The organism is Sphingomonas sp. IC4-52 (genome assembly GCF_020707225.1).
Classification (GTDB): Bacteria; Pseudomonadota; Alphaproteobacteria; order Sphingomonadales; family Sphingomonadaceae; genus Sphingomonas.
The window spans coordinates 225567-240589 of record NZ_JAJFEU010000002.1 but is presented as its reverse complement, the minus strand read 5'-3'; the positions used below and the strand labels follow the sequence as shown (position 1 = coordinate 240589).

The following is a 15023-nucleotide window of genomic DNA, read 5'->3' as shown; positions in this document are numbered from 1 at the left end:
GGATAGGTCGCGCGGATCAGCGCTTCATCCGCAACGCGCCCAGGAAGTCGCGCTTGCCGATCTTCATCCCGAGCGATCGCAGGATCCCATAGGCCGTGGTGGCATGGAAATAGAAGTTCGGTTGCGAGAAGGAGAGCAGGAACTGCGCGCCGGTGAACGGCATGCGCAGCTCGCCCATCGAGAATTGCGTATCGCGGTCCGCCAGCGTGTCGAACTCGGCACGGTTGACGGCCTCCAATGCGGCAATCGCACCGCGTACCCGCTCGTGCAGCCCGGCAAAGTCGGTGGGCCACGCCGCCATGCTGGGCGAGAAATTGCCCCCGCGCACGCCCTCGATCCCACCGATCGAATGTTCCGCCACCGATTTCACCTGATAACCGAACGGCAGCATGTCGGGGGCCAGGCGCGCGTCGATCAGCTCGGCGGCGGTCATGCCCTTTTCGGCCGCAAACGCTTCCGCCTTGTCCAGCAGGCGATCGATCGCGCCCAGGATCTGAATGTTCGACGGAATTACCGCGTCGTACAGCGAAAGCGTCATCGTCCTGCCCCACGTTTCGTTTATGTGTGCGAAGCGCTATATCGCCGCCAAAGCCGATAGGAAGCCCTTCGATGTCCCTACGCCCCTGGCGTGATATTCACCGCCGTGCGAGCCGCCAGATCATGGTCGGCAACGTGCCCGTTGGCGGCGATGCGCCCGTCACCGTTCAGACGATGACCAATACGCCGACCGACGACGCGCGCGCGACGATTGACCAGATCCGCCGCTGCGAGGACGCCGGCGTCGACATCATCCGCGTCAGCTGCCCCGACGTCGAATCCACCGCCGCGCTGAAGCAAATCGTGCGCGCGGCGCGCGTGCCGATCGTCGCCGACATCCATTTCCACTACAAGCGCGCGCTCGAGGCGGCGGATGCTGGCGCGGCGTGCCTGCGCATCAACCCGGGCAACATCGGCTCCGCCGATCGCGTCAACGAGGTGGTCAACGCCGCCAAGGCGAACGGCTGCGCGATCCGTATCGGCGTCAACGCCGGCAGCCTCGAAAAGGACCTGCTCGAAAAATACGGCGAGCCCTGCCCCGAGGCTTTGGTCGAAAGCGCGCTTGATCACATCAAGCTGCTGCAGGACCGCGACTTCCACGAATTCAAGGTCGCGGTGAAGGCATCGGACGTGTTCCTCGCCGTCGCGGCCTATCAGCAGCTCGCCGACGCGGTGGATTGCCCGCTGCACCTTGGCATCACCGAGGCGGGCGGCTTCGTCGGCGGCACGGTGAAGAGCGCGATCGGCATCGGCTCGCTGCTATGGTACGGCATCGGCGACACGATCCGCGTCTCGCTCTCGGCCGAGCCGGAGGAGGAGGTCCGCGTCGGATTCGAGATCCTGAAGGCCCTCGGCATCCGCAACCGCGGCGTGCGCGTGGTCAGCTGCCCCAGCTGCGCGCGCCAGGGCTTTGACGTGATCCGCACCGTCCAGACGCTGGAGGAACGCCTTCAGCACATCCGCACCCCCATGTCGCTCTCCGTCCTCGGCTGCGTCGTCAATGGCCCGGGCGAGGCGCGCGAGACCGACATCGGCCTTACCGGCGGCGGCAACGGCAAGCACATGGTCTACCTCTCGGGCGTGACCGACCATGTCGTCCAGGACGAGGGCATGATCGACCACATCGTCCGGCTGGTCGAAGCCAAGGCAGCGGAGATCGAGGCCGCTGCTGACGCGACGAAAGTCGCCGCTGCTGACGCGACGAAAGTCGCCGCCGAATAAGCATCGCCTGTTGGCAGGATTTTTCAGCCCGCTGAATCTTCTTGCCGATGATTGAAACCGCGGCCCGCATCCTTTAACCGGATGGCGACAAGGAGAGCGGGCTCACAGGCGAGATGGATCGTCCCCACGGACGGCCGGTTGTTCGTCCAGTTCGCTCCCGCCAAGCAGGAGCTGACACAATGACCCTCCGCCGCGCCGCCATCGTCGCCCCGATCCGCACCGCCGTCGGCAAGTTCGGTGGCAGCCTCTCCTCGCTGACCGCGGGCCAGCTTGGCGCCACGATCCTGAAGGCGCTGATGGAGCGCACGAAGATCGACCCGAGCCGCGTCGACGACGTCGTCTTCGCGCAGGGCTATGGCAATGGCGAGGCGCCGGCGATCGGCCACTGGGCATGGCTCGCCGCCGGCCTGCCGATCGAGGTACCCGGCTATCAGCTCGACCGCCGCTGCGGCTCGGGCCTTCAGGCGGTGATCGACGCCGCGATGATGGTGCAGACCGGCGTCAGCGACGTGGTCGTCGCCGGCGGCTGCGAAAGCATGTCCAACGTCGAGCATTATACCACGGACATCCGCAAGGGCGTGCGGGCCGGCAACCTCACCATCCACGATCGCCTGACGCGCGGCCGCCTCATGTCGCAGCCTGTGGAGCGCTTCGGCGTCATCAGCGGCATGATCGAGACCGCCGAGAACCTCGCCAAGGATTACGACATCACCCGCGAGGAGGCCGACGCCTATGCCGTCCGCTCGCACCAGCGCGCCACCGCCGCCTGGGAACAGGGCCTGTTCGCCGACGAGCTCGTCCCCGTCTCGGTGCCGCAGAAGAAGGGCGATCCGATCGTCTTCGATCGCGACGAGGGCTTCCGCCCCGACGCGACGATGGACTCGCTTGGGCGTCTGCGCCCGCTCGAGGGCGGCGTCGTCACCGCCGGCAACGCCAGCCAGCAGAATGACGCCGCCGCCGCCTGCCTCGTCGTCGCCGAGGACAAGCTGGAGGAGCTGGGTCTGGAGCCGATCGCCTGGTTCCACAGCTGGGCCGCCGCCGGCTGCGATCCCTCCCGCATGGGCATCGGCCCGGTGCCCGCGGTCGAGCGCCTGTTCGCCCGCAACGGCCTCGGCTGGGACGATATCGACCTCGTCGAGCTGAACGAGGCCTTCGCGCCGCAGGTGCTCGCCGTGCTCAAGGGCTGGGGCTGGAGCAAGGACGACAGCCGCAACGAAATCCTCAACGTCAACGGCTCGGGCATTTCGCTCGGCCACCCGATCGGCGCGACCGGCGGCCGCATCCTCGCCAACCTGACGCGCGAGCTCGTCCGCCGCGACGGCCGCTATGGGCTGGAGACGATGTGCATCGGCGGCGGCCAGGGCATCGCCGCGATCTTCGAGCGCGCCTGATGCTGCGGCTCTCGGTGGAGACGCGCGCATGAGCGCGCTGGGGCAGGCACTGGCGGCGGCGCAACGCTATCGCGACGACGCCCGTGCCGCCCTCGCGGCCCGGCTCGACGCCGCGCCGATCGACAGCGAACAGCGCGCGGCGCACGGCTTCGCCTGGGTCGCCACCACCGTCGCCGCGCTTGAGGCGGTGGCCGACTGGTCCGATCGCAACGCCGGTGAGATCAATGCCCTCGTCGCCCGCCTCGCCTTTGGGGAAAGCATCGCCCAGCTCGTCGGCGGGCTGCCGATGGGCCAGAATGAGCTGTTCCGCCCCGCCGACCTCGGCCTCACCGCCGCCGCCCACACGCTGGCGAGCGCCTGCGCAAACCTCCTCGATCATGACGCCGCCGCGGATCGCCGCGCGCTGGTCGATCGGCTCGCCGCCGGCGAATGGCCGAGCGAGACGCTCCACGATGCCGAGCTGGACGCGATCCGCGATCAGTTCCGCCGCTTCACCGATGCCGAAATCCTGCCCCACGCGCACGGTTGGCACCTCGCCAACGATCTGATCCCTGACGCCACCGTCGCCAGCATGGCCGAACTCGGCACCTTCGGCGTCTGCATCCCCGAGAATTACGGCGGCCTCGGCCTGTCGAAGCTCGTCATGTGCATCGTCACCGAGGAATTGTCGCGCGGCTGGATCGGCGCCGGCTCGCTCGGCACCCGCTCCGAAATCGCCGGCGAACTGATCGCGGGCTCGGGCACCGAGGCGCAAAAGGCCGAATGGTTGCCGCGTATCGCCAGCGGAGAGGTGCTCCCCACCGCCGTCTTTACCGAACCCGACGTCGGCAGCGACCTTGGGTCGCTCCAGACCCGCGCCCGCCGCGACGGTGAGAACTGGCGGATCGACGGCGCCAAGACCTGGATCACCCACGCCAGCCGCTCGGACCTCATGACCCTCCTCGCCCGCACGCTGCCGGATGCGAAGGGTTATGCCGGCTTGTCGATGCTGCTCGTCCCCAAGCCGCGCGGCACCGATGGTGATCCCTTCCCCGCCCCCGGCATGTCGGGCAGCGAGATCGAGGTGCTCGGCTATCGGGGAATGCGCGAATATGCGCTCTCCTTCGACGGCATGGCCGCCCCGACCGACGCGTTGCTCGGCGGCGAGGAGGGTCAGGGCTTCAAGCAGCTGATGCGCACCTTCGAGGGCGCCCGTATCCAGACCGCGGCGCGCGCCGTCGGCGTCGCCCGCCGCGCGCTGGAACTCGGCCTTTCCTACGCGCTCGACCGCCAGCAGTTCGGCCGCGCGATCATCCACTTCCCGCGCGTCGCCGACAAACTGGCGATGAGCCTCGTCGATCTCATCGCCGCGCGCGAACTCACCTATGCCGCCGCGCGCGCCAAGGACTCGGGCAAGCGCTGCGATATCGAGGCCGGCATGGCGAAGCTGCTCGCCGCCCGCGCCGCGTGGAGCAATGCCGACGCCAGCCTTCAGATCCACGGCGGCAACGGCTATGCGCTGGAGTTCGAGATCAGCCGCATCCTGTGCGACGCGCGCATCCTCAACATCTTTGAAGGCGCAGCGGAAATCCAGGCGCAGGTCATCGCGCGCGGGCTGGTCGCACAGCGCAACTGACGCCCCCTTGCGCAACGCCTGCTGATCGCGCCAAGACTGCGCGACTGTGCAGATCAAGCGGCTGCGCCTTTCCGGCTTCAAAAGCTTCGTCGATCCGGCCGATCTCAGGATCGAGCCGGGGCTGACCGGCGTCGTCGGCCCCAACGGCTGCGGCAAGTCCAACCTGCTCGAAGCGCTGCGCTGGACCATGGGTGAGAATAGCGCGAAATCGATGCGCGGCGCCGGCATGGAGGACGTGATCTTCGCCGGCACCGCGACCCGCCCCCCGCGCGATTTCGCCGAGGTGTCGCTGCTCGCCGAGGTGAACGGCGCGGAGACAGAGATCGTCCGCCGCATCGAACGCGGCGCCGGCAGCGCCTATCGCATCGACGGCAAGGACGTGCGCGCCAAGGACGTGTCGCTGCTGTTCGCCGACGCGGCGACCGGCGCGCACTCGCCCGCCCTCGTCAGTCAGGGGCGGATCAGCGCGGTGATCGCCGCCAAGCCGACCGACCGCCGCGCGATGCTGGAGGAAGCCGCCGGCATCGCGGGCCTGCACGTCCGCCGCCGCGACGCCGAGCAGAAATTGCGCGCCACCGAGGCCAATCTGCTGCGGCTCGACGAAGTCATCGCCGATCAGGAGGCACGCGCCGCCGCGCTCCGCCGTCAGGCGCGCCAGGCGGAAAAATACCGCCTCCTCTCCACCCAGATCCGGCTCGCCGAGGCACGGATGATCTTCGCCCGTTGGCGCGAAGCAGCCGCCGCTGCCGATCTGGCCAAGGCAGAGGCCGCGGCGGCCGAGGCACGCGTGACCGCGGCCAATCTTCTCCAGCAACAGGCCGCGACCGCGCAGGCACAGGCCACCGAAACGCTCGCCACCGCACGCGCCGCCGCCCTCGCCGCGCGCGATCAAAGCAGCGAGATCGCCCACCAGCTCGCCACCCTTCGCGCCGAGGAGCAGGCCACCCGCCGCCGCCTCGCCGAACTGGCGCAAGCCACTGCGCGCATCGCCGACGATCGCACGCGCGAGGGCGCCCTCGCCAACGACGCCGCTGAAGCGCTCGCCCGGCTCGATGCCGAGCGCAAGGCGCTGGAAGCCGCCATCGCCAGTGCCGCGACCGACCTGCCGCTGCGCGAGGCCGCCCTCGCCGAGGCCGAGCGCCTAGCCCGCGACGCCGAAGTCGCACTTGCCCAGGCACTCGCCCGCCAGGCCGCCGAGGCTGCCGACGCCCGCGTCGCCCAGGCCGCCGTCACCGCCGCCCGCACTCGCCTCGACCGCGCCAATCGCGAGGTGGCACAGGTCGCGCAGCAGCTCGCCGCGCTAGGCGACGCCGCCCCGATCGAGCATGATCGCGACACCGCCGCCGCCACACTCGCCGCCGCTCTCCAGCAGGCCGAAACCGCCCGCATCGCGCAGGCTGAGGCGGAAGCGGCTGAACGCACCGCGCTCACCGCGCGAGACGCAGCGCAAGCCACCCGCGCCGCCGCGCGCGCCGATCTCGCCGCGCTCGACAGCGAGGCTGCCGCGCTCCGCCGCGCCACTGAGCGCAAGGGCCGCGACCGCCTGCTTGATCACGTCCGCGCCGCGCCCGGCTACGAACGCGCCCTCGCGGCAGCCTTGGGCGACGATCTGGAGGTTGGGCTCGATCAGCAGGCCAGCACTTACTGGTCAGATGCCGCCGCCCAGTCAGAGGGAGGCGCAAGCGCCTCGGCTGACCGCCTGATCCACTACGTCACCGCGCCACCACTTCTCGCCCCCCGCCTCGCGCACATCATCGTCCTCGAAACCGACGATCAGCGCCCGCTGGCGCCCGGGGAACGCCTCGTCACCCGCACCGGCCAGCTCCGCCGCTGGGACGGCTATGTCGCGAAACAAGGCGGCGCTGCGGCTGCCGAACGGCTCGAACGCCTCAACCGCCTTGCCGCAATCGACGAAGCGCTCCCCGCCGCCCGCCAGCGCGTGGCAGTGGCCGAAGCAGATCTTGCCCGCGAGGAAGCGACGATCGCCGCCGCCCGCACCGCCGCGCGCGCCGCACGTGAACAACTCGCACGCGCCGATGCAACCGCCCGCGAGGCGCGCGCCCGCCAGGACCGCGCCGCCGCCCAGATCGAGCGGCTCGCGGGCCTGCGCGCCGATCTCGACACCCGCGCGACGCGGACTGCCGCCGAACGCGACGAGGCCGCGCGCGACCACGAAACCGCCGCCGCCGCGCTCACCGCGCTGCCCGATACCAGCGCCACCGCCGCCACCGTCACCACGCTCCAGCGCGAGGCTGAGCAGCGCCGCGCCGCCGTCGCCGAGGCGCGCGCCGCCCGCGTCGCCACCGAGCGCGCCGGGGCGGACGCCCGCACCCGCCTCGCCGCCGCACAGGCCGATGTGAAAAGCTGGCGCGCCCGCGCCGGCGACGCTGCCCGGCGGATTGCCGACATGGGCAAGCGCGAGGCGGAAATCGCCGCCGAAACCACCGCCCTTGCCGCGCGTCCTGACGTACTGGCCGCCGCGATCGCTGAGGCCGCCACCGCGCATGACGCCGCGCGCAAGGCCGCGGACGAACTCGCCGCCGCCGAACACGCCGCCGAGGCCGCGCTGCGCCAGAGTGAGGAAGCCGCACGCCGCGCCGGCGAGGCATTGGCCGCGGCGCGCGAGGCGCGTGCCGGCGCTGCCGCCCGTGCCGAAAGCCAGGAGCTTCGCCGTGTCGAGTTCGGCCGGGTCTCGGGCGAACGCTTCGAATGCCCCGCGCCCGTCCTCCCCGAAAAGGTCGGCTTCGACAGCACCGACGTCCGCTCTCCGCAGGAAGAAGCCGCCGCGCACGACAAGCTGACCCGCGACCGCGAGCGCATCGGCCCGGTCAATCTCGTCGCCGAACAGGAACTGGCCGAGCTTGAGGCCGGCGCCAGCGGCAACGCCGCGGAGCGCGAGGAGCTGGGCCAGGCCGTGAATCGTCTGCGCGGCTCCATCGGCACACTGAATCGCGAAGGCCGCCAGCGCCTGCTTGCCGCGTTCGAGGCGGTGAACGGCCACTTCCGGCGCCTCTTCACCACCCTATTCAACGGCGGCCAGGCGCATCTCGAACTCGTCGATTCGGATGATCCGCTCGAGGCCGGGCTGGAGATCATGGCGCAGCCGCCCGGCAAGCGGCTCCAGTCGCTCACCTTGCTCTCCGGCGGCGAACAAGCGCTGACCGCGGTCGCGCTCATCTTCGGCCTGTTCCTCACCAATCCCGCGCCGATCTGCGTCCTGGACGAAGTCGACGCTCCGCTCGACGACGCCAATATCGAGCGCTTCTGCGACCTCCTCGATCGCATGAGCCGCGAGACGGAAACGCGCTACCTCATCGTCACCCACAATGCCGTCACGATGAGCCGCATGCACCGCCTGTTCGGCGTCACCATGATCGAGCGCGGCGTCAGCCGATTGGTGTCGGTGGACCTTCAGGCAGCGGAGACGTTGCTCGCGGCGGAGTGATTGTCCGCAGCCTGGCGAGCGACCGCCTCCCCATGTTGTTGCGGTGTCGACCGGTACTGCTACCATCCACCGCTGTTTCGGGAGAGTGAAATGGCTTTTGAGGGTAGCTGCCACTGCGGTGAGGTCACCTTTCGTGTCGATGACCAACCCCCCACGACAGCGATCAGCTGCAATTGCTCGCATTGCCGCAGGAAGGGACTTCTGCTGTCGTTTGTACCCGCGGAGGCGCTGACGATTACCCAGGGTACAGAATCGCTAACCGAGTACTTCTTCAACAGGCATGTGATCGCGCATCGCTTCTGCGCAACCTGCGGTTGTCAGCCCTTTGGTAGCGGTACAGCGCCGGGCGGAACCGCGATGGCGGCGATCAACCTGCGCTGCGTTCCGACCATCGATCTCGATTCTTTGACGATCGAGAAGGTGGATGGAGCGAAGTTCTGACCCGCCTGGGTGATGATGCCACCTCATCGCTTCAGATGAGCTGACCCGATATTGCGAGCTTCCTGCTGAGCTCTCGTCATCACCCAATCGGGCGCACGGCCCCGTACAATATCAACAATTATCCAGAGCAACGCCGCCGCCCGAAATGCGGCTGCCCAGGCGATATGCATTTGGGTCACGCCCGGTCCGCCCCCGCCCAAAGAAGCAAAGAACCAGAACTCCGCCCAGTAAGCGCCTACGTCCCCGAGCGCGAACCAGGCGATCGGCCACAGCCGGCGGCTCGTCAACAGGAGGAAGGGATAGAGCCAAAGGTCGAATTGCGGCGAATAGACTTTGTTGGTGAGAAGAAACCACGCGAGCACGGGCGTGAACAAGGCCCAGAGGTGATCGCGATGCCGTGGCCAGCCGAACGCGACGATCGCTCCTGCCCCGCCAGCGAAGATCAGAAACGACCAGAGGTTTCGCGTCGCCAGGTCCGTGTTCCACCATCCTTGTACCGCTAGAATTTCCCAGACGGATGCAGCGGTGCCACTTCGTTCGCGGCTGAATGTGTAGAATTCGGCCCAGTTCTCGAATGCGCGAGCCGCGAGCGGGGCATTCAGCGCGCCCCAGAAGACGACTGCAACAAGCGCCAGCCCACCGGCGCTGCGAAATCGTGCTGTCCAACTACGGTTCCGCTGGAACAGCGCGCTGAGGCCGAGCAGCGGCAGTAACAAGATGGGGAAAAGTTTGGCGGCGGTGCCAATCGCCGCCAGCGCGGCTGCTGCTGCCGGCTCACCGCGCCGAGCAGCGAGGATGGCGGCCATGGCAAGAGCAACCGCCAGCATGTCCCAGTTATGCCCAAGGTACAGGATCAGTGGCGGCGCGGCGGCCCAGCACCAGCGCCGCAGCAGCGGCACGCCCGCGCGCTCCATCATTCTCAGCACTGCAAAGGCGAATGCTGCATTGACGATGGACACGACCAGCAGGAAATCAGCCGCGTCGGCCCGAGGGCCAGCCAACGTGCGCGCTGCCAGACCTTCAAGCCAGATCAGTGCACCGGTGAGCACCGGATACTCGATCCTGGACTCGACGTACGGCAGTTGGCCCGCGGCTACGCCTCGCAATCCCCAGAACGGCAGCGCATCCGAATAGCAGCCGGTCAGATACTGCTCGTCGCCGGTCCATGTCGCGCCACAATGAGCCTTGAACAACCACCCGGCGGCGCACGTCAGGGCGAGCAGAATATAAGGTCCAAGCCGATCAACACGCGATGTCCCCATCCTTGCGTCGATAGCTTGCGCGCCGCACGAGGTCGACAAGCGCCCAACGAGAACTTATGTAGAACGAATGGCGCAGCTCGACGTTCGACAGAAGCTGGAAATCCTTGCGGATGCGGCAAAATATGACGCTTCCTGTGCATCGTCCGGAACGGCAAAGCGCAACTCCAGCGATGGCAAGGGGCTGGGCTCCACAGAGGGGATGGGCATTTGCCACGCCTATGCCCCGGATGGCCGCTGCATCAGCTTGCTGAAGGTTTTGCTGACCAACAGCTGCATTTTCGACTGCCATTATTGCATTAATCGGAAGAGCTCCAATGTTCGGCGTGCGCGCTTCACCGCGCAGGAGGTCGTGAATCTCACCCTCGCTTTTTATCGTCGCAACTATATCGAAGGACTGTTCCTTTCCTCCGGAATCATTCGCTCATCCAACTACACGATGGAGCAAATCGTGGAGGTGGCGCGATCGCTGCGCGAGGATCATCATTTCCGCGGCTACATCCACCTGAAGACCATCCCCGACGCTGATCCCGAGCTGATCCATCAGGCAGGGCTGTATGCCGATCGCGTCTCTATCAATGTCGAATTGCCGACGGAAAGCGGGTTGAAGCGGCTCGCTCCCGAAAAGGACGGTGGTCGCATCGAGGGTGCGATGGGCGACATGAAGTCGTCAATTCTGGATACCAAGGACGCGAAATCCCGCTACAAATCCGCCCCCAGCTTTGCGCCGGCAGGGCAGTCGACGCAGATGATTGTTGGCGCGGATGCGGCGACCGATGGTGATATCGTCACCAAGGCGGCAACGCTCTACAACAGGTTTGACCTGCGCCGGGTATATTATTCGGCCTTCAGCCCGATTCCCGATGCTTCAGCCGTGTTACCTCTTCAACGACCACCGTTGATGCGCGAGCATCGTCTGTATCAGTCGGACTGGCTGATGCGTTTCTACGGCTTCCAACCGAACGAAGTAGTCGCGGCCGCGGATGAAGCCACCGGTATGCTGCCGCTCGATATAGATCCCAAGCTCGCCTGGGCGCTGAAGTTTCGCGATAGCTTCCCGGTGGACGTGAACCGGGCGCCGCGCGAACTTCTGCTTCGTGTCCCCGGTCTCGGCACGAAGGCGGTGGCCAATATCCTCACCAGCCGGCGTTGGCGCCGCTTGCGACTGGAGGACGTGGCGCGGCTCACTGTTTCGATAGCGAAGATCCGCCCGTTCATCGTCACGGAGGATTGGCGCCCCGTCGCCTTGACCGACAAGGCAGAGTTGAAGCCGCTCGTCGCGCCGAAGAAGAAGCAGCTCGAGCTTTTCGCCGCTTGAGCGCCAACAAGCGCGCAGATCAAGCGGGGTGGGATTAGTCCCCCGTTCGGGACATCACTGCATCCGTTCGCTGCGAATGCCGCGCGCTCAACAACATCGCACAGGTTCGTTCGGCCGTTGCGCGGACTCGATCAAGCTGCTGCGCGGCGTAATCGGCCTTCATATCCGGTACGACGGAATCGATCCTGATGTGCTCGGCTTGCTGCATGCCGAACCCCTGCCACAGATAGGCGTCGAAAATTTCGCGCAGCGAGCCGACCTGCCCCTTTTCGTGCAGCCATGACAATGACGTGCCCGACGTGCTGAATGACAGAAGCGGCTTTCCCCTCAGCGCCGGGTGGCCGGACTGCTGCTGAACGTCGCGAAAACTGTACCCGGAGCCGAGCACCCGGTCGACATAACCCTTCATGATGGCCGGCGGCAGAGCGAACCAGATCGGGTAGACTAGCACAAGGATCTGCGCCGTCTGAAGCAGCTCCAGCTCGGCTGCGACGTCGGGCGAGATCTCGCCGTTTCCGTGTAGTGGCCGCTCCTCATCACGCAGCACAGGGTCGAAACCCATGGCGTAGAGATCACGGACGATCACCTGCTGCCCATGACGCTCAGCCGCCTCCACATAAGCGTCGACGATCTGGCCATCGAAACTGCCACGGTTCGGGTTGGCGAATACCAGATGGTGGCGGATCACATCGGATTGCGACCGGCTCATATCGTAACCTCCGTAGCTTGTATCACCGCATCACATAGCATGTCCGGCCCGGTGATCGAACGTGCAGATCCCGTTACGGCTCCAGAGCGAGACGACGCGCCCGAGCGCCCCGGACACTATCCCAGGCGAAAATCGCGCACCCCGTCCAGATCAGCGAAAAGACCAGCAGGTGCAGCGGCCGCAGGGGCTCCCCAAAGATCGCTACGGCGACAATGAACTGAAGAGTCGGCGCGACATATTGAAGCAGCGCCAATGTGGAATAGGGAAGCCGCCGCGCGGCCGCGGCGAACATCAGCAACGGCAGCGCAGTTAACGCACCCAGCAGAACGAGAAGCACGTCCGTCGACCGGGCGGCACCCATCGCGCCACTGCCTGCACTTCCGACAACCGCGACATAGCCAAGCGAAAGCGGAGCGAGGAGCAGCGTCTCGATCAGGAGCCCGCCCAGCGAGTCGATCGCCACGACCTTGCGCACGAGCCCGTACAGGCCGAAACTCACCGCGAGAGAGAGCGAGATCCACAAGGTATCGAGCGCAACAAAGGCCATCGCCAGCACGCCCACGCTAGCAAGCGCGATGGCAACGCCCTGCCACTTACGCAGCCGCTCGCCGAGCACCACCACGCCTAATGCGACGTTCAGCAGCGGGTTGATGAAATAGCCGAGGCTGCCCGCCAAGGTGTGCCCGTTGTTGACCGCCCAGATATAGATCAGCCAGTTGATCCCGATCAGCGCTGCACTGGCAACCAGCATCGCGAGAGTGCGCGGGTTAATGGCCGCCCGAACCGCTCGCCAGCGCCCCATGACGCTGACGACGCCGACGAGGAGCACCAGCGACCAGATCACCCGGTGCGCCAGCACCTCGATCGCTGGAACCGACGCAAGCAGGCGGAAATAGAGCGGCAAGACGCCCCACATCGCATAGGCACCAAGGCCCAGCAGCAGACCGCCGCGCGCGGCGTTTTCAGTCAATGCGGCGACCCTTCTGTCGATTAGCGTTCGCTGAGGTAGTAGCGATCGGTGGCTGCCAGCTGATCGTCGAGCTCATAGACGATCGGCTGCCCGGTCGGGATCTCCAGGCTGGTGATCTCGTCGTCCGGAATGTTCGACAGATGCTTCACGAGCGCACGTAGCGAATTGCCATGGGCGGAGATCAGCACCCGCTGCCCGTCCTTCAGCGCAGGTGCGATCCGCTCCTCCCAATAGGGTAAAACCCGCGCGATGGTGTCCTTGAGGCTTTCCGTCGCCGGAATGTCGATGCCGGCGTAGCGGCGATCGTTGGTCAGGTCATAGGCACTGCCCGCTTCGGCCGCCGGCGGCGGGATGTCAAAGCTGCGGCGCCAGATATGCACCTGCTCGTCGCCATGCTTGGCCGCTGTCTCCGCTTTGTCGAGACCAGTGAGACCGCCATAATGGCGCTCGTTGAGGCGCCAGTGCTTTTCCGTCGGCAGCCAAAGACGGCCCATTGCCTCCAGCGCAATGTTCAACGTCTTGATCGCCCGCGTCTGAAGCGAGGTAAAGGTCAGGTCAAAGTCGAGGCCCTTTGCTGCCATCAGCTCGCCCGCCGCTTTGGCTTCGGCGGCGCCTTTCTCCGTCACATCCACGTCCCACCAGCCGGTGAAGCGGTTCTCAAGGTTCCATGCGGACTGGCCGTGGCGGATCAGGACGAGCTTGGGCATGTGTCTCATTTCTCCCGTTCGCGCCTTTGTTCACGACGCGCTGGCTTTTCCATTGTTGCCGCGCTGATAGAGAGAAGGAGAGCCCTTCGACAAGCTGAAGGGCAACCTTTGAGAGGAGAGTGCAATGGCGATCGTCCGGCAGACCCTGGTTTATGACGGTCCGGGCGGCCCGTTCGAAGGCGTTATCGCCTGGGAAGACGAGGTGGAAACACCGCGTCCGGGCGTGCTCGTGTGCCCCAACATCCTGGGCCAGAAGGAGTCGGACAACAGGAAGGCTGAGGATCTTGCGAAACTCGGCTACGTCGCCCTCGCCTGTGATGTTTACGGCCAGGGGAAGCGCAAGACACGCGAGAGCGAGAACGTTCCCGAGTATATGGACATGCTGAACGCCGACCGCGCGTTGCTGCGCGATCGTCTATCTGCGTCGCTCGAGGCGTTGCGGGGTTTTTCCGCGGTGGACCCCACCAAAGTCGCCGCAATCGGCTTCTGCTTCGGGGGCAAGTGCGTGCTGGATATGGCGCGCAGTGGGCTGCCTATCTTGGGTGGGGTAAGCTTTCACGGCGTCTATGATCGACCCGACTATGCCAACGTATCCTCAATCACGGCAAAGCTGCTCGTCTGCCACGGCTGGGAAGATCCTTTAGCAACACCGGATCAGATGGTCGCCTTGGGTCGTGAGCTCACCGAAGCGAAGGCTGACTGGCAGATCCACGCCTATGGTAATGCAGGCCACGCATTCACCGATGCAGAACTGGTCAAGCCAGCCGCTCCCGGCGTTGCCTATGAAGAACGCGCGGATCGCCGCAGCTGGAAGGCGATGAGCGACTTTCTCGCCGAATTGTTCATCTAACCTGTCGTGGCGGCGGATCCGTCCGCCGCCGCTTTCGCCATGCCGGCGTGGTTTAAGCCCGCCTATTCCGCCGCGTCACGATCTTCATGGCCGACCTCGCCGGGCTGCGCCCAGTGAAGATCATCTTTCCCGAGCACACGGCCGTCATGGCTCAGGACGGCAACCTGCTGGATCGGCCGATTGTCGCGCGCGTCAACCAAGATCGGAAAGGCAGGGCAGCCCGTTTCCCAGCGCTCGCCCCATTGCCGCAACGCGACCATGGTCGGCAGTAGCGCATAACCCTTGTCCGTCAGGCAGTAAGCGATCTTGCGACGGTCCTCGACGAGGGACTGACGCTCCATGATCCCATGATCGACAAAGCGCCCCAGCCTGCTGGCAAGGATGTTGCGCGCAATCCCCAACTCGGACTGAAATTCCTCGAAGTGGCGCAATCCGTTGAACGCCGCCCGCAGGATCAGGAACGCCCAACGCTCGCCCATTGTCTCCAGTGCGGCGGGGAGGCTGCATTCTCCCAAGGGTTCCCGCAACTTGTCCATCAATGCTCCTCTCGCGGCGACGCT

Annotated in this window: 13 protein-coding genes; 7 read left to right on the top strand and 6 right to left on the bottom strand. The window is 66.3% G+C overall.

Going from position 1 to position 15023, the window contains the following annotated elements; genetic code table 11:
- Window positions 1–16 precede the first annotated feature (16 nt).
- Window positions 17–538 carry a DUF1993 family protein gene (locus tag LK535_RS07545; protein ID WP_227771291.1) on the bottom strand — a complete coding sequence of 174 codons (522 nt, stop codon included), beginning with the start codon at window positions 536–538 and terminating at the stop codon, window positions 17–19.
- A 71-nt stretch (window positions 539–609) separates the two neighbouring features.
- Between LK535_RS07545 and ispG the strand changes: the two genes are divergently transcribed.
- The 5 genes from ispG (at window position 610) to LK535_RS07520 (ending at window position 8650) form a co-directional block, all read left to right on the top strand.
- Window positions 610–1758 carry a flavodoxin-dependent (E)-4-hydroxy-3-methylbut-2-enyl-diphosphate synthase gene (gene ispG / locus LK535_RS07540; RefSeq protein WP_227771290.1) on the top strand — a complete coding sequence of 383 codons (1149 nt, stop codon included), beginning with the start codon at window positions 610–612 and terminating at the stop codon, window positions 1756–1758.
- A 179-nt stretch (window positions 1759–1937) separates the two neighbouring features.
- Window positions 1938–3149 (top strand): acetyl-CoA C-acetyltransferase, encoded by a 1212-nt coding sequence (locus LK535_RS07535; RefSeq protein WP_227771289.1) that lies wholly within the window; start codon window positions 1938–1940, stop codon window positions 3147–3149.
- A gap of 28 nt (window positions 3150–3177) precedes the next feature.
- The gene (locus LK535_RS07530) at window positions 3178–4764 is read left to right on the top strand and encodes an acyl-CoA dehydrogenase family protein (RefSeq protein ID WP_227771288.1); all 1587 of its coding nucleotides are present in this window, start codon (window positions 3178–3180) and stop codon (window positions 4762–4764) included.
- A gap of 46 nt (window positions 4765–4810) precedes the next feature.
- Window positions 4811–8209, top strand: a complete 3399-nt coding sequence (gene smc, locus LK535_RS07525; protein WP_227771287.1) for a chromosome segregation protein SMC — start codon at window positions 4811–4813, stop codon at window positions 8207–8209.
- A gap of 90 nt (window positions 8210–8299) precedes the next feature.
- The gene (locus tag LK535_RS07520; RefSeq protein ID WP_227771286.1) at window positions 8300–8650 is read left to right on the top strand and encodes a GFA family protein; all 351 of its coding nucleotides are present in this window, start codon (window positions 8300–8302) and stop codon (window positions 8648–8650) included.
- 23 nt (window positions 8651–8673) lie between these two features.
- On the opposite strand, the gene LK535_RS07515 is transcribed toward LK535_RS07520, so the two are convergent.
- Window positions 8674–9912: a glycosyltransferase 87 family protein gene (locus LK535_RS07515; RefSeq protein WP_227771285.1), complete on the bottom strand. Its 1239-nt coding sequence runs from the start codon at window positions 9910–9912 to the stop codon at window positions 8674–8676.
- A 67-nt stretch (window positions 9913–9979) separates the two neighbouring features.
- Here LK535_RS07515 and LK535_RS07510 point away from each other — a divergent pair, with 67 nt between their 5' ends.
- Window positions 9980–11227, top strand: a complete 1248-nt coding sequence (locus LK535_RS07510; protein WP_227771284.1) for a putative DNA modification/repair radical SAM protein — start codon at window positions 9980–9982, stop codon at window positions 11225–11227.
- Between the two features lie 34 nt (window positions 11228–11261).
- Here the strand turns inward: LK535_RS07510 and LK535_RS07505 are convergent, their stop codons facing one another.
- The 3 genes from LK535_RS07505 to gpmA form a co-directional block, all read right to left on the bottom strand.
- Window positions 11262–11936, bottom strand: coding sequence for an NAD(P)H-dependent oxidoreductase (locus LK535_RS07505; protein WP_227771283.1), 675 nt, complete (start codon window positions 11934–11936; stop codon window positions 11262–11264).
- 73 nt (window positions 11937–12009) lie between these two features.
- Window positions 12010–12906: an EamA family transporter RarD gene (rarD, locus tag LK535_RS07500; RefSeq protein WP_227771282.1), complete on the bottom strand. Its 897-nt coding sequence runs from the start codon at window positions 12904–12906 to the stop codon at window positions 12010–12012.
- A gap of 20 nt (window positions 12907–12926) precedes the next feature.
- Window positions 12927–13613 (bottom strand): 2,3-diphosphoglycerate-dependent phosphoglycerate mutase, encoded by a 687-nt coding sequence (gene gpmA, locus LK535_RS07495; protein WP_227771281.1) that lies wholly within the window; start codon window positions 13611–13613, stop codon window positions 12927–12929.
- A gap of 124 nt (window positions 13614–13737) precedes the next feature.
- Here gpmA and LK535_RS07490 point away from each other — a divergent pair, with 124 nt between their 5' ends.
- Complete coding sequence (locus tag LK535_RS07490) at window positions 13738–14463, top strand: dienelactone hydrolase family protein (RefSeq protein ID WP_227771280.1); 726 nt, start codon at window positions 13738–13740, stop codon at window positions 14461–14463.
- A 62-nt stretch (window positions 14464–14525) separates the two neighbouring features.
- Here the strand turns inward: LK535_RS07490 and LK535_RS07485 are convergent, their stop codons facing one another.
- Window positions 14526–14999, bottom strand: coding sequence for a winged helix-turn-helix transcriptional regulator (locus LK535_RS07485; protein ID WP_227771279.1), 474 nt, complete (start codon window positions 14997–14999; stop codon window positions 14526–14528).
- Window positions 15000–15023 lie beyond the last annotated feature (24 nt).